The following is a 22,761-nucleotide window of genomic DNA, read 5'->3' as shown; positions in this document are numbered from 1 at the left end:
ATTGGAGATAAATGATGAAGAAAGGCCTAAAAATGCGTGCACTAGAACGCTCTGATTTGCGCTTTATTCACGAACTAAATAACAACCGAAATATCATGGCCTACTGGTTCGAAGAGCCTTATGAGTCTTATGATGAGCTCGAAGAACTGTACCGAAAACATATACATGATGACGCAGAAAGACGCTTTGTGGTTGAAGATGAAGACGGCATAGTGATTGGATTGGTCGAACTTATTGAGATCAACTACATTCACCGAAGCGCTGAGTTTCAGATAATCATCGCCCCAGAGCATCAAGGACGAGGTTATGCGACAGAGATGATTAATCGTGCATTGGATTACTCCTTCTCGATTCTTAATCTACGTAAAATATACTTATTGGTCGCAGTGGATAATGAAGTCGCTATTCATTTATATAAGAAATGTGGTTTTATTGAAGAAGGCCATTTAGTAGAAGAATACTTTATTAACGGAGCCTATAGCGATGTTAAGCGCATGTATATATTAAAACACCAATATCAGAAAAAGATCGAAGAAAAGAACGCGATTCACTAATTTATTCCATCAAAGTAAAAACGCAGCCATCGTTGCTGCGTTTTCAATTTACTCAAATTGATATTGGTAAGATAATGCGACGCGCCTATCTGCCTCATCTAAATACGTGTTGTTGTCCATGACAAACGTCATTACGTTAAACGAGTGACGTTTATTCACGAGATAACCAAGGCCGATACCACCAAAGAAGCCTTTGTAGTTCTCTCCTTCACTGTTTTCTGAGCCGTAAGTGCCTGCTGCGAAGCTGATTAACGTCAGCTCTTTGGTAAACGATTTCAGCGCAAATGCACCAACGTAACCGCTGCTGCCTGAAGAGCTCATCATATTGAAGCCATTCTCTGCACTTGGAGTGCCCGTAAAATTAGGCTCGCTACAGTTGCTGCCTGCTGCACCGTCACAAACAGGGACATCACCAGTGTTGTACGTATAGCCTGCCATTGGGAAAATTTGGAAGCCTGCTGGCTCAATCCCGAAATAACTTAGCGGCATAAAGGTACCAACGCTGTAGTTGGTTTGATCCGCGCCGTTTACGTATTCATTTTTACCGAAGTTGAAGTTCACGATACCGACCGGAAACAACCACGAGCCACCAATACGCCACTCGCTCGCATCATCATTGATACGCAGGTTAATTTTGCGCGCTTGGTCAAGCGCAAGTGAGCCCGAGAATGAGATGTTTTGATCATCAAAATCGTAGTTGTTTGCGTACGACGCGCCAAATTTCGTGATGACTTTTGTTGGGTCATCCGCCAACTTGTTTTTATTGTCTTTTACTCGATGCTCGGCACCATGAGCCAGCGTACTGACCAACAAAGTCGTACACACTAACGCTAGTTTGTTTTTCATTTTTAGTCCTTTGAGATGTTGAATACCCACACTTAGCCGCACAGATACTTTTTAAATCATCACTCACTGGGTGTGACAGAAGCGCCCTAACTACCTTAGATAGCGCGACAGCATCCAGTGCAGGTAGTTAGGGTAGAATGGCCTGTAAGGAAGGCGTTTTAGCGATTAGGAATGATTAGTTTTTCCAGTTGTAGCTCATGCTCATGAAGTACAGAGCAGGCTCATCAAAGCCAGCTTGTAAGCGTGGCGTTTCTGACGATTCCATCAAGATCGCTTCAAACGCGAAACCAATTGAGTTTTCTGAATCCAATTTGTAATCAATGCCTGTACCAATGCGGTACGCCTTGCCAGTAGGAACGTTTATGTCACCGTTTGATTGGCTTTCATACATGCTGGTATCGAATGCAAAACCTGCATTCCACATCATTTTTTCATTCAGTTTGTACTGAGTACCCAATGCGATTTGGTAAGTGTCTTGTGTCTCTACGTTCAGCGTGGTTGTGTATCCGCTCCAGTCTTGCCAGTTCACGTTCCACATCACCGCTAGGTCATCATTCACTTCATGGTAAGCACTGAAGATCAGTTGTTGTGGAGCAATGGAGTTACTATTGTCGAATTCAAATTCGGTTTCAGAAGAATAAGACAGACCAAGACACGTGCCTGGTGTTGCCTCATAAAGCACACCTACTCGGCCGTTGACTTGAGTATCTTGGTCTTCGTCTAAGTATTTTTTATGCATGTCAGAGCTAGCCAACGTCCCTTCCGCTTCTACTTCATACATACCGTACTGAATACCAAGCGCCGCACCCACAGACCAGTGATCATTGATGCGGTAAGAAGCGGAAGGTTGAATGGTCAAGGCTTGTGTCGTTGCTGTAGGAATATCTAAATGATCACCCAAAAGGCCTTCGTACTCGAGGCCAAGACCGTAGTTGCCATAAAGACCAATACCTAGCGTCCATTTGTCGTTCACTTGTTGGCTGTAAAATGCCGACGCCATAGGAACAAAACCAATCACGTTGCCCGCATCGCCAGTCATCGTGTCTAGTTGCGCGTCACCGTAAAGACCAATCAGGTTACCAGAGAAAAATTTACCAGAAACATTCGCCAGACCAGCCGGGTTTGCTGCCATTACTGAGGCATCTTGCGCACGAGCCGCCATACCAGCGGATGCCAAACCAATATCCGATGCTGTTGTTTCGTAAAGGTATAATCCACTCGCTTGCGCAGCAGCACACGTCAGTAGAGAGCTCGCTACGACGATTTTTGAAAGATTTTTCATGCTAAAACCTATTATTTTTTGGGGAACCCACGCTGCGACGGTGGTTGTATATCAATGAAAGGCATTGGCCAATCGCACACAGCGTGGGGGTGTTGTGGAGTCAGTCGGTTGAAATCAGCGTCATTGCTCACTCACCTCAAGTTCAGTGGGTTTCTTTCGCTTAAACTTCTCGCGCAGAGATTGCATCATCACGAAGAACACTGGCGTCAGTAACGTGCCTACAAACGTAGAGAGAATCATGCCGCCGAATACTGCAAAGCCCAGTGAATGACGAGATGCCGCACCAGCACCCGATGCAATCACCAACGGGAATACCCCCCAGATGAAGGCGAATGCGGTCATCTGTACTGCACGGAAACGGATTCGAGCAGCTTCTTTGGCAGCATCAATGATGGATAAGCCCTTTTCTTCTCGCAGAACTTTGGCAAATTCCACGATAAGAATCGCCACTTTGGCGGACATACCGATCAAGATGACCACACCAATCTGCACGTACAAATCGAACGGTTGTCCCACCAGTAATAACGTCCCCATTGCGCCGAGAATCGCGACTGGAACCGCCATCATTACCGCAGCAGGAATGGTCCAACTTTCGTACTGAGCCACCAAGAACAAGTAGGTGAACAGCAAAGACAATGCGAACGCGATTGGTGCCATGTTGCCTGCTTTCATCTCTTGGTAAGTCATGCCTGACCACTCGTACGAGTAACCACTTGGCAAAGATTCCGCAGCCAGTTTTTCAATGGCTTTTACAACATCACCCGAACTGTAACCTGGCGCTGGCGCACCGTTCACGGTTGCAGAACTGAACATGTTGTAGTTCGACAAAGTATCAGGGCCGAAGATCGGCTTCACTTTCACTAGCGTTGCCAGTGACACCATTTTTCCAGAGCTTGAGCGAACAAACAGATGGTTGATGTCGTCGATATTGTCACGGTATTGCTCTTCTGCTTGCACTTTCACTTGGTACGAACGACCAAACAAGTTGAAGTCAGAAATGTAGGCGCCGCCCAACTGTGCTTGCAGTGTGCTGAAGATTTCATTCAACGGTACGCCCATCGAAATCGCTTTATCGCGATCAATATCGATGTAACGTTGCGGAATATTCGCACGGAAAATCGAGAACGCACGCGCCACTTCTGGCAGTTGATTGATTTGGGCAACAAAATCAGCGGTTGTTTTTGCCAACTCTTGTGGAGAACGGCCCAAGTTGTCTTGCAGCACAAGGTTGAAACCATCCACCGCACCCATGCCTTTGATTGCCGGCGTCGCGAAAACGAACGAAGCGGCATCTGGCGTTGAGTTCAGCATTTGGTTAACTTTATTCATCAATGCGCGTTGGTGTAGCTCAGGGTCTTTACGTTTGCTCCAGTTATCCAGTTTGATGATCAACATGCCCGAGTTTGGAATCGACGCCATGTTAATTACCGAGAAGCCCGCAACAGAAACCACGTTCTCCACACCTTCCATCTGTTTTAGCTCATCAACGTACTTCTTCATTAATGGCGCAGTACGCTGCAATGCTGCTGCATCTGGCAAACGCATTTCGACCATGAACACGCCTTTATCTTCGTTCGGTACGAAAGAGGAAGGTACGGTCATGAACGCAAATGCCAGAACCGCAATAAGCGCGCCATAAACACCGATACTCAGCACAATGCGACGGCTCAAGAAGCCAACTAAACCTTGGTATTTGCGCGTTATTGCCTCAAAACCTCGGTTAAACGCACGCAAAGGCGCAATAGGCTGCGAGTGAGTTGATTTCAACATCAACGCACAAAGCGCTGGCGTTAACGTTAATGCGTTGATCGCAGAGATCAGCACCGACACACAGATGGTGACCGCGAACTGGTTGAACATTCGACCAGAAATACCCGGCAATAGCGCAACCGGTACGAATACCGCCAACAAAATAAGCGTTGTTGCCAATACTGGCCCCGTCACTTCTTTCATAGCTTGGATCGTGGCCGGAATCGGGTCTAAATGCTCTTCATGAATAACCCGCTCCACGTTCTCTACCACGATGATCGCATCGTCCACCACGATACCGATGGCGAGGATCAAGCCAAACAACGAAATGGTGTTGATGGTCATGCCCATCACGCCCATGATTGCGAACGTCGCAATGATGGAAACCGGAATCGCTAAGGTTGGAATGATGGTCGCTCGCCAGTTCTGCAAGAAAACGTACACAACGAAGGTTACAAGAAGTACCGCAATCACCAGCGTCTCATACACTTCATCAATCGACGTCTCTACGTATTCGGTAGAGTCATACGCGATGTCGTAGACCAAATCATCTGGGAACGATTTCTCGTACTCTTTCATGGCCTCTTTCACGCGTTCCATCACGTCTAGCGCGTTCGCTGTCGGCAACTGGTACAAGGCCAGAACGGCGGCTGGTTCGTTATTCATACGACCATCAGCTTCGTAGCCTTGTGCGCCAACTTCGACACGAGCCACATCTTTCAAGCGAATCAAAGAACCTTTCTTGCTCGCACGGATGATGATGTTCTCGAACTCTTCCGCAGAAGTAAGGCGGCCTTTGGTTTGCAAAACATATTGATATTGCTGGTCACCCGGAGCTGGCATACCACCGATCTTACCCGCCGCCACTTGGATGTTTTGCGTTTTAATTGCGCCGATAACATCGCTAGCAGAAAGCTTCAAGGTGGCCAATTTATTTGGGTTCAACCAAATACGCATTGAGTAGTCTTTCTTACCCAGCAGCGTAATGTCACTCATACCTTCGATACGTTTTAGACGCTCAACGATATTGAGATCCGCGTAGTTAGAAAGGTAGATACTGTCGTAAGACTGTTTCGGGGAACGCAGTGTGATAACGCCCAGCATGTCGGAAGATTTCTTCTTAACCGTCACACCGATTTGGTTTACTTCTTGTGGTAGAGACGACGTCGCCTGTGCCACCAAGTTGTTCACACGAACCTGCGCCATATCGCCATCTGCGCCCACTCGGAAGTAAATACGCAATGTGTATGAGCCATCGTTACCAATCACAGAAGACATGTAAATCATGTCTTCAACGCCGTTGACTTTGGCTTCTATCGGCTGTGCTACCGTCTTTTTAACCACGTCCGCGTTTGCACCCGGATACATGGTGCTCACCGTAATTACCGTCGGAGAGATTTGAGGATACTCAGAAATTGGCAAGACTTTCAGGGCGATCATACCCATCAATGTCATCGCCAGTGAGATCACCAAAGCAAACTTCGGCCGGTGAATGAAAAATTTACTTAACATCAGTACTCACTCAGCCTTGTTCACTCTGTAGTTCAACGTCTTTCACCGTTGCACCCGGACGCACTTTTTGTAGACCATTGACGATGACTTTTTCGTTAGCCGCCAAACCAGTCAGCACAGCACGTTTCACACCGTAGGTCTGACCGAGTTCAACGTTACGACGAGACACCACGTGATCATCACCAACCACCATGACGTAGTCACCCGCTTGGTCTTGCTGAACAGCCGCCGATGGGATAAGCAAACCATCAATGGTTTTGTTGCGCAGCTTGATGGTCAAATTGCCATATTCACCCGGCATAAGCGCGTAAGTTGGGTTATCGAATTGTGCTTCTGCTCGAATTGAGCCTGTTTCTAAATCGATCTTGTTGCCAACGGCGTAGATCTTGCCATCAAGCGGATACAATGAACCGTCTGAAAGCGTCAGTGTTAAATCAACATCCAGTTTGTCATCGTTACGATGAGCCACATCAATGGCACTTCTTACTCGGCGGTAGAGCTTCTCATCCACATCAAAGCCAAAGCGAATTGGGTCGATTTGAGTGATCGAAACAAGAGGAACGAGTTGAATTTTCGAAATACGGTCACCCACTCGGAAGTTGCTGAAACCCACGCGGCCAGAGAAAGGAGCACGCACAGAGCTAAATTCAAGATCGAGTCTTGCTGAAACCAGCGTTGCTTTCGCCTCTTCTACCGAAGCAATCGCTGCGGCGTGCGCGGCAATGACGTCATCGTATTGCTGCTCACTGATGCTTTTATCTTTGATGAGTTTCTTCACACGTTCTGCATCACGCGTAGTTTGAACGAGTTGTGCTTTTGCTTTTTGCAACGACGCTTTTGCATACGCCAGTGCCGCTTTGTAAGGGCGGTCGTCGATTTCAAACAGCAATTGGCCTTTTTCGACCATATCGCCATCTTTAAAATGAATCGCGGTTAATTCGCCACCGACTCGAGGCATAATATCAACGTCATTTACCGCTTCAGTTCGACCGATAAAAGTATGATAAGGAGTGATTTTTGTTTCGGTTAGGGTAACGGTTTCAACAGAGGGTGCTTGGGCAGTTTTCGTTGCGATATCGCCAGTTTTGCATCCTGATAGTAATGCAGAAGATATAGCAATAGATACCAACGCAAATTTATATTTGGCTTTCATGATAAACCTACTTTATGTAGAAAGTGTCCTAGCCTAAATATTAAAACATATGGATAAACACACTTTCTATTCTGGAAATAAACGAGGGAGTTAGAATTGGTAGTTAAATTCGATACGGTGATCACCATCACCGAAATTAACGTGCTCATTCCAGTTTGCAAAATAACGAATATTTGCGCGAGGATTAATTTGATAAGACAACGCAAACTCATGAGTTAAGATATTATCTTCACCCGCGTAATAAGTATCTTTATATTGACTAGACCCTGACAGTGTATGCATATACATTGGGTTGTAGTTAATCCAGATTTTATCGGTTAATTCAATTTTTGAGTACATACCGACAACGGTGAAAGTACCTGGAATTTCATAACCTTTGTCATCACCACTAAAATCATTAGCAATAGTGACACCCGCACCAGCCAAAGGAAATAGCTGCAACATACCAAACTTAGGTAGGCCTTGAATAAAGCTGTAAGATACATCTAATTTATCGTTATCAACATCGTAGTTTACATCCAATTGACGGCCTAGACCTTTTGCGACTTCTACTTGGAAATTACGTAGTCGGAAAGAGTCAATGCTGTCATCAACATTGGCATACATTGGATCGTCATTGTCGCGAATGCCAAATAGCTCACCACCAATGCCTTTCATTTCGATGATGTTCATCGCCATGGTGCCAGGCTGGCTAGATTGGTAAGTTTGACCGATTTTGATGTTCGCGCCTTTGTCAGTAATACCAAAGCCCGCTTGGGTGTAAACCGCAAGTGGGTCAGACATATCTTGTAGTTCTTCGTCATTATTTGTCTGAGCATAAGCAGAAGACGCGAGTTGAAGGGCTGCTGCCATGATAACAACAGACGGTTTCACTAAATTCATAAAACTGTATCCATTTTAATGATTATAAAATTATTTACGTCATGAGGTCATCATAAATAGCAAGCAACACAACTCGCTTTGGATAATATAAATTATCAAAGCAAATTTAATAATGACGAAACATTAGACGTTTTAATTAAAATAAAATAAAGCGTCATAAAAGTTCAATCACTGCTACTTATATCTTATATAACTTGAAATTTGGTAAGCTTTACGAATAAGGGAATATTAAAACTTATGAAAATTAAATTATCATTAGAACAAATGATTAATTAAATTTACCATATAAATTAGGAGTGCAATGGTGTTAGGTGATCGCGATCAAGTTTTATTTTTATCGCATATTACTCTTCAGGTAAAGAAGAGAGTTGTAATAAATTGCAAATACCTTAATTTAATTAGCCTTGCGGTCAATTTAGAATAGTTACTCCACAATAAATTGAAAGGAAATCACACTCTGTGATTCCCTTTTATTTTCGAGTGCAAAAGCACCAATTCATTTCGTTAACTAAAAACGCAAACGATTCGCACTATTGCAGTTTCTCTATCCCCATATTGAACAGTGCAAAGCTATAAATATCTGCATTTGTCTCAATTATTTTACGCGTTGGTGTGCCAGCACCATGTCCTGCATTGGTTTCGATGCGAATCAAGGTCGGATTTGAACCCGCCTGTTTTGACTGCAACTCAGCAGCAAATTTATATGAGTGAGCAGGAACAACACGATCATCATGATCACCCGTTGTAATCAATGTTGCTGGGTATTCCACCCCCGCTTTTACATTGTGCACTGGCGAATAACCTTTCAGATATTGGAACATCTCTTTACTTTGCTCTGCCGTACCGTAGTCATACGCCCAACCAGCACCTGCGGTAAAAGTATGATAACGCAGCATGTCCAGTACGCCGACTGCTGGCAGCGCCACTTTAAACAACTCTGGACGTTGCGTCATAACAGCCCCCACTAACAAGCCACCATTCGATCCACCGTTAATGGCTAACTTGTTTGATGACGTTACCTTTTCATCAATTAGAAATTCAGCCGCCGCAATAAAGTCATCAAACACATTTTGCTTTTGCATTTGAATGCCAGCGTTGTGCCACTCTTTACCATACTCCCCACCGCCACGAATGTTCGCTACCGCGTAAACACCACCAAGCTCAAGCCAAGCTGCACGTGTCGGGCTAAAAGATGGTGTGAGGCTAATGTTGAAACCACCATAACCATATAGGATGGTTGGTGCACTGCCGTCCATCGGTGTCCCTTTTTTATAGGTGATGATCATCGGCACTTTTGTTCCGTCTTTTGAGGTGTAAAACACCTGACGAGATTCATACAAAGCTGGATCAAATGGCGCTTTAGATTTGTAGCACACCTCGCTATCACCATCTTTGATGTTCAGACGATACGTAGTGCTTGGCATCTTGTAGTTGGTGAAAGAATAGTAGACTTCGGTTTCTTCTTTTTTACCTGAAAAACCGTACGCACTACCAATATCAGGCAGCTTGATTTCACGGATGAGTTTGCCGTTCATGTCGTATTGCTTCACCATCGAGATCGCATCAACAATATAGCTCGCAAACAAATTGCCACCCGCGGTAGAAACACGTAACACGTTCTTTGTTTCAGGGATCAAATCTTTCCAGTTTTTGGGCTGCGGCTGACTCGCATCCACCGTCACGACGCGTTTGTTCGGCGCATTAAGGTTCGTAACCAAGTACAGTTTCGTGCCTTGGTTGTCTATTACCCAAGTATCAGAACTGGTGTTATCTAAAATGGTTTTAAGCGGGCTGTTTGGCTTACTCAGATCTTTAAAGAACAGTTTGTTACCCGATGTCGATATGCTGGCTGAGATAAACAAGTAGCGTTCATCTTCCGACGTATAGCCGCCAACATAACGGTATTTCTCTTCCTCAAAGCCGCCGAAAATCAGCTGGTCTTCACTTTGTTTCGTCCCAAGCTTATGAAAGTAGAGCTTGTGTTGATCCGTCTTCGCGGAAAGTTCACTCCCCTTTGGCTTGTCATAACTTGAGTAATAGAAGCCTTGATTGCCGAGCCAACTGATGCCGCTGAACTTAATATCCACCAGCGTTTCGCCGACGGGCTTTTTGGTTTCTGTCTCTAGAACTATGACTTTTCGCCAATCGCTACCGCCTTCCGAAATGCTGTATGCAACTAAAGATCCATCTCGTGAAAAGCTCACTCCCGCTAACGATGTGGTGCCATCTTCACTAAAAGTATTTGGATCGAGGAAAATTTCTGCTTCACCATCACCTAGCTGCCGATAAAGCACGTCTTGGTTTTGTAACCCGTCATTTTTGTAGAAGTAAGTGAACTTACCCTCTTTGAACGGTTGGCTTTGTTTTTCGTAATCCATGAGCTTAGTAATGCGCTCTTCAATCTGCTTGCGGTAAGGGATTTTCGACAGATAATCAAACGTCACTGCATTTTGTGCCTTCACCCATTCTGCGGTTTCTGGGCTGAGATCGTCTTCCAACCAGCGATAAGGATCACTCACTTTTGTACCAAAGTAGTCATCGACAACATCCACTTTTTGCGTGGTTGGATACGTGATGGCTTTCGGGTTTACCTGTTCAACAGACGACTGCGCCGCTTCATTTGCATGCGCCACAGACAACACACTTCCGAGTGCGAGAGCCGTTGCTAATGCTAGGGTGTTCTTTTTCATGAAATTCCTTTTTATTTTTCTGTTGTCTTTTTGTGCAATACATCAGAACTCTACTATATATCGACAAAATGAATCTAATTTCATTAAACGAGTTGTGAAAGCCATCCTAACTCCCTTATTTCCTGCCAATTCTACATATCGGTAAGTGGAGGTGTAGAGCTTAGGAACAACGCTGAAGAGCTACAATGGCGTTTGCTCTCTTTCGTTTAATTCAGTTCGATTTGACGCAAAACCCCAGACTCAGAAGCGAAATCTTGGTCGTGACTAATCAGAACAAATCCACCTTTGTATGCATTTAACGCCTGACTAAGCATTATTTTTGACTCGAGATCGAGATGGTTATCTGGCTCATCAAGCAGCAGCAAAGGCTGGGAGTTTTGATGGCTGACGATCAGCATCGCGAGCTTCATCTTCTCGCCACCGCTCAGTACGCGCCCCAACCGAAACACAGCGTCTCGACGAAAACCGATCCCCGCCAATAAGGTTCTCGCTTCACTTTCCGTCATCTCTTGGCAGGTCTCCATTACGTTCTCAAGTAACGAAAGATTTGGATTCACTGCGCCAAAGTGTTGGTCGAGATAATACAAGGGTGTATTCACTTGCAGCTCACCACTCAGCAACGACAACTCGCCAAGCAACGTCTTTAACAAGGTTGACTTTCCGCAGCCATTTTTCCCTTTGAGATGGACTTTATCGTTCGCAAAAATCTGCAAAGTGATAGGAGTAGAATCCCCAAAAGGCAATATACCTTCTTGTATCGACAACACTTTTCTCGAACGGTTCGGATTATCTGCAAGATAAAACTTTTGCGCTTTGAGCTGCTCATGTCGCGATTGCAACGCCCGCTCTTTGGCTTGTAAATGCGCTTGTCTGAGTTGCTCATTCTTATTGCGATTTGAGGCGCTGGCGGTCGCGCTATCCTTTTTGCCATCAAGCAAAATTTTGGGCTGACTGCCGTCTTTGCGCAGTTTGTTCCCTTGCGCGGCGCGTTGGTCTGCTTTTTCGCGATTTTTCTGGGCTTGCTCAGCTAACCGTTTTTTGTGTTTATCGACCTGCGCTAACTGCCTTTCGACCGCTTGTAACTCAGTGCGTTTTTGCTCGGCATACACATCGTAATTTCCACCAAAAACCTGTAAGCCTAGGCCCGAGAGTTCCCAAATTTCCTCCATTGCTCGAAGCAGCTCGCGATCGTGACTGATGAGTAAAATCGCGCCACCGAAATGCCTCATAGACTCTATCAACCATTGTTTCGCCTCGGTATCGAGGTGATTGGATGGCTCATCGAGAATCAAAAGTTCCGTTTCGTTTTCAAACAACTGCCATAACTGCAAACGCGCCAACTGACCACCACTGAGCCGAGCACAAGAGAAATCAGGGTCTTGCGGTAAGCCCATCGCAGCAAGCTGCTGTTTGAGTTTCAGTTCAATATCCCACTGTTCGCCAACCAGTTCGAACCAATGCTCAGAAACATCACCTTGTTCAATCTGCTTTAAAGCATGTAAGACCGAGTCTGTTCCCAGAAACTGGGCGATCGATTGCTGACCTGAAAGCAAATCAGACGGCTGCTGGCGATACATCATGAAAGAAGAGGGAGAAGTCACAACACCGCTGGCAGGTTGAGTTTCGCCCGCCAAAATGGAAGCCAAAAGCGACTTACCGATGCCATTGCGCCCAACCAAACCAACACGTCGTTTAGTCATGGAACAAGAAATAGACTGGAATAGCGTCTCGCCATTATCAAACTGATGGCTAACATTAAAAGCTTGTAAAACTGGCATAATTTGCCTCCTGTATGACAGGGACAACAGCCGTAGCTATGATTTGAGATTGAAACAAAACGCGTGCACAAACGCATTAAGCTTTATGTACAGCTCGACGATAAACGTCAAATCAAAAAGTCGTCTTGTTGCAAAGAAATATCGGAAAGTGAGCTACGCCTACTAACCCTGCAGATCCAAAAAATAAGTAAAAATATGGATAACAGGTTTAGTTCTTCATGTTGGCGTAATCTCCTAGAGAAATGATTTGCGAAGTTTAGCGGGTTTTCTGACTAAAAAGCAAGCAGCATTATTTATCAAAACTTTGAACGATTTCGAGATCTTATCTACACAAATTTTGCCCAAGCCATACTATGCTTACAGTAAAGCTAATCCACATAAGGGCGTGGTAATGAAATACAAACATATCCTTGTTGCACTCGAACTGTCCGATGAAAGCACAGTTCTGATCGACAGAGCCGTAGCGATGGCTAACTATCTCGACTCCGATATTTCATTCATCCATATTGATGGAACTCACGGGGAAATTTATCGTGAGCTCGTAGACATTAAAGAGAACCCAGACCAAAGGCCGCTGAATGAGCACTCTATGGAATGTTTGAGAACATTCAGTGAGTACATGGATTATCCACTCAAACACTTCTTCGTGGGTACTGGTGATTTAGCCGATAAGCTCGAAATTACCATCAAAGAGCAAGAAGTGGACTTGCTGATTTGTGGCCATCACCAAGATTTCTGGAGCAAAATCATTTCCTACTCAAGACATCTTATCAACAAGTCACCAGTCGATATTTTAGTCGTTCCTATTCATGATTAATTAGAATTTGACGCTTGCCAAAACCACCAACTTATTTGGTGGTTTTTTATTGATATTGAAACAGCTTAAGCACTTTTCCAAGCTAGCTTGACGGCCATTTATGAGTTACATTTTCTAACCAACCTGCGCTCCTACCGGGCATGGTTATTTAGATAGCAAGGATCCTTATGGCGAATAAAAAAGTATTAATTCTCTTTGCTCATCCTTCCCAGCATCGTTCAGAAGTGAATACTCCACTTTTCAAAGAAGCTCAAAAAATTGAAGGCGTGACATGTGTTGATCTCTATGGTGAATACCCTCGTTTCGATATCAATATCGACCGTGAACAACAACGCTTGCGCGAGCATGATGTGGTGGTTTTTCAATTCCCACTATATTGGTATTCAACCCCAGCAATTTTAAAAGAGTGGCAAGATCTGGTTTTGGAGTATGGCTTTGCTTACGGCACTGAAGGAACCGAACTACAAGGTAAAACCATGCTGTGCGTGCTTTCGGCCGGCGGCAAGGAAGAAGCCTATAAAGCCGAAGGCTACAACCATTTTACGATTCGGGAACTGCTCGCTCCTATCGAGCAAATGTCAGCGCTCACGGGTATGCACTACATTGCGCCTCTTGCTTTGTTCGGCGCACGTACAGCCGAAGAGGAAGGACGAATTCCCCGTCATGTCGAACGGTACAAAAGCCTGCTAACAGCATTAGTCGAAGATAGACTGGATGTAGAAGCAGCTGCGTCATTAATCAAACTCAACAGCGCACTTCCGAAGCTCATCAAGGAGGCTTCATGACAGGGATATTCTTACAAGCCTTCGTGTATTTGATTGCCGCTGTGATTGCGGTACCACTTGCCAAGCGTTTAGGGCTCGGTTCCGTTTTAGGTTACCTCATCGCTGGTGTGGTGATTGGTCCAATTATCGGTTTAGTCGGTGAGGAAACAACGACAATTCAGCACTTTGCCGAATTTGGCGTGGTGATGATGCTATTCCTAGTGGGGTTAGAGCTAGAGCCTAAAATGCTCTGGTCAATGCGAAATCGTTTAATGGGCTTAGGCGGTCTTCAAGTTGGCGGTACCATCGCGGCGATTATGGGTATTGCCCTGTACTTTGAGCAGCCTTGGACCATTGCCTTAGCCATCGGCTTGATTTTCGCCCTTTCTTCTACCGCGATTGTTTTGCAAACTTTTAGCGAAAAAGGGTTAACGAAGACAGAAGGCGGACAAAACGCGTTCTCTGTTTTGCTTTTCCAAGATATCGCTGTTATCCCGATGTTGGCCTTTATTCCATTGCTGGCACTGCCGGAGTTAGTCGAACAAGCACAAAGTGCCGTTCAAACGGCTGCGCAGCATCATGACGATTTAAACCTCGTGGCCGATTTACCGGGCTGGGCGTACGGAATAGTCATCACAGCATCGATTGCGATTGTTGTCGTTGGTGGTCACTTTTTAAGTCGACCTCTGCTGAGCTATGTTGCTAGCTCTGGGCTGCGTGAGATTTTTACCGCCACCGCATTGATGCTGGTGATCGGCATCGCAGCACTGATGAGTTTAGTTGGCTTATCTCCTGCCTTAGGAACCTTCTTGGCTGGCGTTGTATTGGCGAACAGCGAATTCCGTCACGAGCTAGAGTCCAATATCGAACCATTTAAAGGGTTGTTGCTGGGTCTGTTCTTCATCACCGTCGGAGCTGGGATCAATTTCTCGGTTCTATTTGGTGACTTCTGGTTGATCATGGCACTGACCATTGGCGTGATGGTATTAAAGGCCTTGGTGCTGTTTATTCTCGCGCTGATATTTAGAGTGAAAGGCAGCAACCGCTGGCTGTTTACCTTAAGCTTGGCTCAAGCGGGTGAATTTGGTTTTGTGTTGCTAAGCTTCTCTGTGCAAAACCACGTCATTCCGTTTGAACTCTCGCAAACGCTTGCGCTGGTTGTTGCTATCTCAATGTTCTTAACGCCAGGTTTGTTCATTCTATTTGACAAATTAATACTGCCGCGTTTTGAAACTCAATCAAACGAAAGGGAAAGCGATACGATTGAAGAAAAAGGCACAGTAATCATCGCTGGTATCGGCCGTTTTGGTCAGATTGTTAACCGCTTACTTGTTTCTAATGGTGTAACAACAGTGGTGCTCGATCACCAAGCTAACCAAGTCGATAACATGCGCCAGATTGGCACTCGCGCTTATTTCGGCGATGCGACTCGACCAGATATGCTGCACACTGCAGGCATCGAGCATGCGGCTGCGTTGGTCGTCGCAATTGATAACCAAGAATCGAGTGTGGAGCTGGTGAAGTACGTCAAACACACGTACCCCAAAGTAACGGTGATCGCACGCGCCTTTGACCGTGGTCACGGCTATCTTTTGCGTCAAGCTGGGGCTGATATTATTGAATCGGAAACCTACCATTCCGCATTGGAGATGGGCGGTCACACGATGAAAGCACTCGGTATTCATCCCTTCTTTGTTGAGCAGCAAAAAGCGACATACAAGCGTGTTGAAGCACGCAAGTCCGAGATACTCTACAAAGCTTGGGAAGATGATTCTGAAGGCGAACGTTATGACAACAATTTCCGACAACTGTTTATTCAGTTAGAGGAAAAAATGGCGGAAGAGATGCAAAAAGATCGCCATGACAAACTCTCGCGCTCAGAACGTGGTTGGACACCACCGCCGAAAGGTTACGCCGATGACTTCAATGAAGATAACGTTCAAGAACTAACACCGCCGAGAGAAGAGCCGATCTGACGGTAACTTGCTCAATATTAAAAACCTCCCGCTTGGGAGGTTTTTCTTTTTCAGTACAGAGCCACATGCCGTGCAGGATAAAATGATCTTCTCACGAGATTACATAAGATCATTCATTAAAATCTCATACTCTTCGTTTGCTTCTTCCACTAAGTGAGAAAGCTCTAACGCATCAGTAACTGCAAGATTGAACTGCCACGGAGTTGTGTCTTCTTTACCACAGATTCGAGTTTCACACCCACGGCTCTCAAAAGACAAATCATCAAACTCTGTGGTATGGCGCTCTTGAAGTTCTACAATCTCAACTTCTAATTTACCGACAGGGTTAACTTTAACGTGAGCATGTAAATCTGAACTGTTAGACAAACAATAATCTCTATGAACCGCAATCATGGCCGCCTCCTTGGTCTGCCAACTGACAACTCACCCATGAGTGTAGACGAGGGAGTTTGAACGTGGGGTGAAATAATAATGAAGATTGATCTGTCTCATTGGAGTAGACAATTATTGTTGTGCTGGTATGAGCCGGTATGAATCTCATCTGATTTAAATCGTTCCTAGATCACAAGAGTTGGCATTTACCGAGACTTTCCCTATTATCGAAACAAATTTACTGTAGTCATTCTTTAGAGGTCAGTATGGAGCTTGAAGCCGTCGCTAAAGCACTAAAAGAGTTAGGGCATCCTACTCGTTTAAGTATTTACAAAGAAGTGGTCAAAGCGGGATACAAAGGTATCGCGGTAGGCAGCGTACAAGAAAAGCTTGGCATTCCTGCTTCCACTCTCTCTCATCATATTTCTAGTCTAGCCTCAGCCGGGCTTCTCACCCAACGTCGTGAGGGGCGAACCCTTTTTTGCGTTGCAGAGTACCAATGTTTAGATGATGTGATCGGCTTTTTAAAGGCTGAATGTTGCGTTAATGAGTGCTCATAACCTCATAGCAGAGGCGAAAGACTTCGGTTTTACATTAGACTTTACCCGTTCTTGAATGACCGCCGACAAACATAAACACCGAGCTCGCTAAGCTCGGTGTTTTATTTTTTAGTTTTCGACGAGCAACATTGAGGCTTTAGGTGGCACAATTAACTTACCGTCAGATGGAACGTCCTGATCCGTCATCAAATCCATCCAGTCGCCATCCATTTTCAATGCCAAAGACTGCTGACGCTGCGATTTATTAAGCACGACAATGCCTTTGCTCCCTCGCTTAAGTACCAGCATATCATCGTTACCTTCAAGAACACTCATCGACTCGCCATGCGTCATATTATGGAACTGGATCATTTTCGCCATTCGCGGATCGTTCCATGCGCCTTGCCATCTTGGTTTGCCATTTTTATCTGTAATACCGCTAGTGTTTAAGTCGGTATAAACCAATGGCACACCACCATCGCGGCCTAGAATGTAGGCATAAGCTAACCATTCGTTTTCCTCATCCATGATCAGATCAAGGAAAACGTCATTGTTAGGAATGTCATGCGTGACAACAAATGTAATCGCGCGACCAGGCGAAAGGGCCTGACCGAAACAGTATGGGTCAATCAACGACTTGAAACTGCCCTTTTTAGCAAACGCCTTAAAAATGGTTGAGAACAACGGGAAATCGTAAGCGCCTAAGCGAGTTTCCTGTAAATACGGCTCAAGAAACAACTGATACTCTTCCTCTGTCGCACCGCCATCGGTAATAATTTCGCCAAATATATGCACATCGCGCGTGATATCGTCTGTCCAAACACGTTTAAGATGCTCTAATGTCATGTGTTTCGCGGCATCAATACGAAAACCTTTCACACCAATGGCTTTCAGTGCTTTTAGGTAAGCGCGTTGCTGCTCAACGACATGGTCACAAACACGGAGGGTTGGCAAGCCAGGATCGGTTGGTCCACCTGTGATGCGTCCATTTTGTACCTGCCATTTATCTTTCCAGTCTTTAATACCGAACGCTTCAACAAAGTCCTCTTCATCAAAAAGCGGTTGAGATAAGTCGCCAAATAACGTTAGCGACTGATATTTCTGTTTGTTTTGTTGGTATTCCTCCAGGACCTCTTGCCTTGGGTATTGGAGGTCTCGGCGAAGGTGGGCCTCATTTGCCATATGGTTAAACACCACGTCAGCGTAAACCCACACGCCAACTTGCTCCAGTTCACGAACCATACGGATAAAGTCTTTGGTATCACCCAACGCATTGTCGATGACACGGTAATCTTGAGGTTGATAGCGCTGCCACCAGCGATCATCGTGGGCGCTTTTCATTGGTGGCGAAACCAACACGGAGCCGTAACCTAGCTCGTGGATTTCTTTTGCTCGTTGGGCAATGTCAGCATACTTCCAATCAAACGCATGTAAGATAACATTCGCACCGAATGATTGTATTTCCTGTGAGCCACTCATGTTGTTCTCCTACTCGTTTTCACTCACGATTACTTGTTTGCATTTTTTTGTGAGTGAATTCAATAGTCGAAATTATAAGAGCTATTCATCAGACGCCCTCACCCTTTTCGCCCTAACTCAAGGCTGAAAATGAAGGCGTAGTGACTCCTCCATTGCACAAGTAGAAACGGTTCTGGACGTAAACGAGTAGATGACATTCAAGCACATCGCACATAAAACAAACTAAGTCATTGTTTTGTATTGCAAAAAATCGCATTCAAAATATATAAAAGAAAATGCCCGGGTACGCCCTAAAGGAGGCCAAAGACTAAAAACAGCCAAACCACTCTATTGAGTAACTAATTTTTAATAAAGTGAAACTGGCAGGTGGATCACGTTTGGCGCGTATTCAAAACAGCCCCCTTCTGCGTATTCCACCTTAAAACATGGAAGATTACCGTTTGTATCTATCCCAAAATGACTTCAAAATGCGGAACTTAGCTTATGCCTATTGGTATGAATTACCTTGGAGGGTAATCATGAATATCAAAGAGTTTTCTAGCCTCGTCGGCTTGTCTGCTCATACACTTCGATACTATGAAAAAATTGGCTTACTTAAACATGTCCATAGAAACGCGAGTGGGCATCGAGTGTATAGTGCGAAAGATCTAAGCTGGATTAGCTTCGTAAAGCGATTAAAAGAAACTGCAATGCCGCTTGAAGAGATTCTGGAATATGCAAAATTAAGGGAAGTCGGCTCAGAATCTGTACGACAACGCCAAGCCTTGCTAGAGCAACACCAAGAAAACCTCAAGCTCCACATTGAACAGCAGCAAAAGCACTTAACGGCTCTAGAAGAAAAAATTGCCTTGTATAAAAGCGGAAAAGTTCGTTGACTTAGAGTTAACTCTAACGATTAAGGTATGTTTGCATTTATTCACTAGGAACATATCGATGGAACAATCACGCTTTAACAAAGGATTAGAACTACTCTCTCACATTGATGGCGACGCTGGTCATAACGTCATCGAAAGCTTACAAGATGTTTGCCCAGATTTAGCTCAGTACACCATTGAGTATCCGTTTGGCGATATTTATGCTCGCCCAGGCTTAGACCTAAAATCGAGAGAAATCGCAACCGTCGCCGCGCTAACGGCAATGGGGAATTGTACACCACAACTGAAAGTACATCTCAATGCAGCACTGAATGTAGGCTGCAGCGAGGCTGAAATTAAAGAAGTCATCTTACAGATGTCCGTCTACGCAGGGTTTCCAGCGGCATTAAACGGCATGTTTGCATTCAAAGAAGTGCTAGCGGAAAGAGCAGAGTAATAACGACGTTGGAATCAATTTAAAGGTAATTAAAAACGGCCCTTGGGGATCGGGCCGTGATTTAAACAACGAGTGAATTAGCGCTCAGGGGTTTCAAGCAGTTTAACCGCGCAATCTACCGCGTTGTTAATGCCTTGACTACTCTCCAACTTGCCTGAACTTGCAGGACCAAGGGCACAAGAATACAAAGCCAGCTGCTTATCGAACGGCAGATCCAACTGTTCATATAGATTTTGTCGGATTCTTGCATGTTGTTCTGGTTCTTGGTTAGCAAGGCTAATCAACGTTTCATAAATAAGCGTTTTCATGTCTTTCCCTTTTCACTTTATTGCACGGGGTGCATATATATTGTATCCGTTTGGAAAGCACAAATCAGAAGCTAGGTCACAGAACGCGTCGCTAAAAAAGTTTATGTGCGCGGTAAATTGTAATACAAACCTAAAGCCGTTTAGAAAAAGAGCAAAGGATAACTCGATAAATCAGCCGATTAACTGGCATTCGCCGCTGTTTGATCACAATGGCATCCGATACAAACAAAAACGCCGCTCTATGAGCGACGTTTTTTATCTCGATTTCAGCTAATCGAGCATGTTTTAGTTGAAGTGCACTAACATTTCAACGTCATCACCTTGTTCTGGTGCTTGAAGAGAGAAGTGCACATAGCCCGCTTCAGTAACAGGAATCGCAAAGTATTCGTTGCTACCTGCATAGTTGGACACGTACTCGTGTTGCTCAACCGTAGGCCAATGCTCTCTGCTGGCGTATAGATCGACATTACCAGTTTGAGAGTGGGCCGTTAGCCATACACGAATCTCTTCAACACCTTCAGGTACATACACTGCCGCATAACGCTGCTTGTGCACAGTGAGCATTTTTGCTTCACCAGACTCTAGTACCACTGGTGCCAAATCGTCTTGCACTTGTGTTGGCGGTGTTTGCGCTTCAACGTCTAAAGCAGCCACAAGATTCACAGAGTCATAGCTATCACGGCCAGTTAAACTGATGTAGTAACGACCCGCTTTAACGTAACCATCTTGCTCTGGTTCAAACACAATCTCTTCATTGCTGCCATCAGCATATTGACTCATTTCGAAATCATAGTAATGCGCGACTTTGTTGTAGCTCATGTAAAGATCCGCATCCCCCGCACCTTCAATAGATACATTAAAGCGAACGGTGTTGGCTGGTACGTCAACGTAGAACAGTTTTTCACTGTATGCTTCGCCACTGAGTTGAAGGCTTTGGTTCGCCGTCAATTCGGTCACTTGTGCTTCAGGTTCTGTTGGTTCTATTGGCTCTTCTGGGTCAGTAACTGGTTGCTCTGGCTCCACTTCTAACGTATCCAACCAGCGTTCAAACTCTGCGTCATATTGTTGACCTAATGTCGTCACCTGTTGCGCCCACTGTTCAAACTGACCAGTGCGCGACAACGCCAACAAGCTTTCTACGTCTTGCGGATGATTTTCTAACATGAATCGAACGGCCAAGTAACCCCAACGATAGATACGATTAGTATCGTGAGAATATGTGGTATCAAACACAGTTGAAAGGCTCAATTTACCGCCTGCAATCAGTTCGATCGCAGCTTGGTAGCCTTGTTTGTAATGCATGTATTCAGCAAAACCTTCCAGCCACCACACGATATGACCGTGGGCTAAGTTATCACTGAATGAGCCGTACTGGTTAAATCGCGCGTCCAAATAGTGCGTGTACTCATGCTCTAGATTCAAAATCGATAAATCTTCGCCATTCGCATAGCGATAAGCCACGAAACGGGCGGTATTGTCCGCTTTTGATGGATTCCCTTCAAGGTACTGACCACCGTTGTCCGTTGTATTACCAAACAGGAACGAAGAATAATCAACGTAGCTGTCGTTACTAGCAAACACCGCCACCTCAACACGGTCATTCAAGTCATCAGCGACAGGTTGATTGCCCGTATTCGCCACTTGATGGAAGTCGGCTTCTTTCGCAGCCAGTACTTCACACGCTTTCGCAGCTTGAGCATCGGTCAGATCTTCAGAGCGAATGATGGCAGGTCCCTGACACTCAAAACGATTTGGCATCACGCGCGCTGCTAGATCTTGCTTCGCTTGATCTAGGTCCAGACCGTTTAAACCTTCAGGTGCGTAGTAGCTCATCATCTCTACGGCAGCAAGCCACAGTTTGTCATGCTCACTACCCAGTGGGTAACGCTGCATCACTTGTTGCATCACAGCCAAGGCTTTGCGTTTGGTCTCCTGATCTGGGCTCGCAAGCAAACGACCAGTTTCACGTAATGCATTGAAAACAATAAAGCTCGCATCCGTATCCAATGCCCAAGCGTTATCAGATGCGAATCTCGCTAATGTATCAATATGGTGAGTATTGTTTGCCATGTAGCGGTAGAACTCATCGTTTGCTACATGACCTGCCATAGAACGGAACAGGTTGTTTAAACCATCGACCCATTGCGTGTCCTGCGCGGTTTCACGGTTAAAGTGCATCAACGCGGCCATCATGCTATCCATGGTCAGCGGCAACTGCTTCACGTTATCAACCATCAAAGTCAAGCTCTTCATTGCGCCAACTTGTTCACGGCCTTGATCCAAAGCATGAGGGTTGTTAAGGAATAGGTTCGTCGACTGAGCAAAACGCTGACTCAACGCTTCTGAAAACTCAGGTGTACCTGTGCCAGCATTGTAACGAACGTAGTATGCAGCACGAATAAACTCGCCCAGATTTTCTATAACACGAGCTTGCTCTGCTTCTCCACGATAGCGGGCAATTTCTTGATCCAACGCGACTTGGATACGGCTTAAGCTCGCTTCGCTGTAAATATCGTTCAGCGTTGCGGAAGGAGCTGAAAACCAAGCGTGGTAGCAATCATACTCTGCACCAGAAACGGCAGCAGCCAAGTCTCTCGATTGTTGTAAATCAGCAACAGCGCACTGGTTTTGTGCAAAAGAGAAGCTAGACACACTCGCTAGCATACAAGCAAGCGCCAAACGATGGCGCGGGAAAAAACGGATATGAGACATAACAACACTCATTGATTATTAACATACATTGAGTGGG

18 protein-coding genes are annotated in these 22,761 nt (G+C 45.2%); 7 read left to right on the top strand and 11 right to left on the bottom strand.

Annotated features, from left to right (window positions below; all coding sequences use genetic code 11):
• The first annotated feature begins 14 nt into the window (after positions 1-14).
• Positions 15-554, top strand: a complete 540-nt coding sequence (gene speG, locus LIX84_RS12140) for a spermidine N1-acetyltransferase (RefSeq protein WP_041853120.1) — start codon at positions 15-17, stop codon at positions 552-554.
• A gap of 48 nt (positions 555-602) precedes the next feature.
• Here the strand turns inward: speG and LIX84_RS12135 are convergent, their stop codons facing one another.
• From LIX84_RS12135 to LIX84_RS12105, 7 genes are all read right to left on the bottom strand, one after another.
• Positions 603-1,400 (bottom strand): hypothetical protein, encoded by a 798-nt coding sequence (locus LIX84_RS12135; RefSeq protein ID WP_046873738.1) that lies wholly within the window; start codon positions 1,398-1,400, stop codon positions 603-605.
• A gap of 175 nt (positions 1,401-1,575) precedes the next feature.
• Positions 1,576-2,682: an OmpP1/FadL family transporter gene (locus LIX84_RS12130; RefSeq protein ID WP_226421406.1), complete on the bottom strand. Its 1,107-nt coding sequence runs from the start codon at positions 2,680-2,682 to the stop codon at positions 1,576-1,578.
• A gap of 120 nt (positions 2,683-2,802) precedes the next feature.
• The gene (gene vmeQ, locus LIX84_RS12125) at positions 2,803-5,943 is read right to left on the bottom strand and encodes an efflux RND transporter permease subunit VmeQ (RefSeq protein WP_129830583.1); all 3,141 of its coding nucleotides are present in this window, start codon (positions 5,941-5,943) and stop codon (positions 2,803-2,805) included.
• Between the two features lie 10 nt (positions 5,944-5,953).
• A complete protein-coding gene (gene vmeP / locus LIX84_RS12120) occupies positions 5,954-7,096 on the bottom strand; it encodes an efflux RND transporter periplasmic adaptor subunit VmeP (RefSeq protein ID WP_226421405.1) in 1,143 nt (380 codons plus the stop codon).
• A 90-nt stretch (positions 7,097-7,186) separates the two neighbouring features.
• Complete coding sequence (locus tag LIX84_RS12115) at positions 7,187-7,978, bottom strand: hypothetical protein (protein ID WP_226421404.1); 792 nt, start codon at positions 7,976-7,978, stop codon at positions 7,187-7,189.
• 530 nt (positions 7,979-8,508) lie between these two features.
• On the bottom strand, positions 8,509-10,668 hold the full coding sequence (locus tag LIX84_RS12110; protein ID WP_226421403.1) for a prolyl oligopeptidase family serine peptidase: 2,160 nt from the start codon (positions 10,666-10,668) through the stop codon (positions 8,509-8,511).
• Positions 10,669-10,874: 206 nt separating this feature from the next.
• Entirely contained in the window at positions 10,875-12,446 is a 1,572-nt protein-coding gene (locus LIX84_RS12105) for an ATP-binding cassette domain-containing protein (protein WP_226421402.1), read from the bottom strand.
• 391 nt (positions 12,447-12,837) lie between these two features.
• On the opposite strand from LIX84_RS12105, the gene LIX84_RS12100 reads away from it, so the two are divergent.
• From LIX84_RS12100 to LIX84_RS12090, 3 genes are all read left to right on the top strand, one after another.
• A complete protein-coding gene (locus LIX84_RS12100; RefSeq protein ID WP_005392539.1) occupies positions 12,838-13,263 on the top strand; it encodes a universal stress protein in 426 nt (141 codons plus the stop codon).
• Positions 13,264-13,430: 167 nt separating this feature from the next.
• Positions 13,431-14,048 (top strand): NAD(P)H-dependent oxidoreductase, encoded by a 618-nt coding sequence (locus LIX84_RS12095; RefSeq protein ID WP_005392538.1) that lies wholly within the window; start codon positions 13,431-13,433, stop codon positions 14,046-14,048.
• A complete protein-coding gene (locus LIX84_RS12090) occupies positions 14,045-16,003 on the top strand; it encodes a monovalent cation:proton antiporter-2 (CPA2) family protein (protein WP_150917806.1) in 1,959 nt (652 codons plus the stop codon). Before LIX84_RS12095 ends, LIX84_RS12090 begins: the two co-directional genes overlap by 4 nt.
• Before the next feature lie 99 nt (positions 16,004-16,102).
• Here the strand turns inward: LIX84_RS12090 and LIX84_RS12085 are convergent, their stop codons facing one another.
• The gene (locus LIX84_RS12085) at positions 16,103-16,396 is read right to left on the bottom strand and encodes a hypothetical protein (protein WP_005392536.1); all 294 of its coding nucleotides are present in this window, start codon (positions 16,394-16,396) and stop codon (positions 16,103-16,105) included.
• A gap of 245 nt (positions 16,397-16,641) precedes the next feature.
• Here LIX84_RS12085 and LIX84_RS12080 point away from each other — a divergent pair, with 245 nt between their 5' ends.
• Positions 16,642-16,935, top strand: coding sequence for an ArsR/SmtB family transcription factor (locus LIX84_RS12080; protein WP_226421401.1), 294 nt, complete (start codon positions 16,642-16,644; stop codon positions 16,933-16,935).
• A 108-nt stretch (positions 16,936-17,043) separates the two neighbouring features.
• Here LIX84_RS12080 and LIX84_RS12075 read toward each other — a convergent pair whose 3' ends face one another.
• Positions 17,044-18,393: an alpha-amylase family protein gene (locus LIX84_RS12075; RefSeq protein ID WP_226421400.1), complete on the bottom strand. Its 1,350-nt coding sequence runs from the start codon at positions 18,391-18,393 to the stop codon at positions 17,044-17,046.
• 518 nt (positions 18,394-18,911) lie between these two features.
• Between LIX84_RS12075 and LIX84_RS12070 the strand changes: the two genes are divergently transcribed.
• Together LIX84_RS12070 and LIX84_RS12065 are read left to right on the top strand one after the other, a co-directional pair.
• Entirely contained in the window at positions 18,912-19,268 is a 357-nt protein-coding gene (locus LIX84_RS12070; RefSeq protein ID WP_005392533.1) for a MerR family transcriptional regulator, read from the top strand.
• A 58-nt stretch (positions 19,269-19,326) separates the two neighbouring features.
• A complete protein-coding gene (locus LIX84_RS12065) occupies positions 19,327-19,704 on the top strand; it encodes a carboxymuconolactone decarboxylase family protein (RefSeq protein WP_005392532.1) in 378 nt (125 codons plus the stop codon).
• A 77-nt stretch (positions 19,705-19,781) separates the two neighbouring features.
• On the opposite strand, the gene LIX84_RS12060 is transcribed toward LIX84_RS12065, so the two are convergent.
• Positions 19,782-20,012, bottom strand: a complete 231-nt coding sequence (locus tag LIX84_RS12060) for a PAS factor family protein (protein ID WP_005375384.1) — start codon at positions 20,010-20,012, stop codon at positions 19,782-19,784.
• Positions 20,013-20,297: 285 nt separating this feature from the next.
• Positions 20,298-22,724 (bottom strand): M9 family metallopeptidase, encoded by a 2,427-nt coding sequence (locus LIX84_RS12055; protein WP_226421399.1) that lies wholly within the window; start codon positions 22,722-22,724, stop codon positions 20,298-20,300.
• Positions 22,725-22,761: the final 37 nt, after the last annotated feature.

This window comes from Vibrio sp. E14, assembly GCF_020515785.1.
GTDB lineage: Bacteria > Pseudomonadota > Gammaproteobacteria > Enterobacterales > Vibrionaceae > Vibrio > Vibrio diabolicus.
This window is presented reverse-complemented; position numbering and strand designations above follow the sequence as displayed.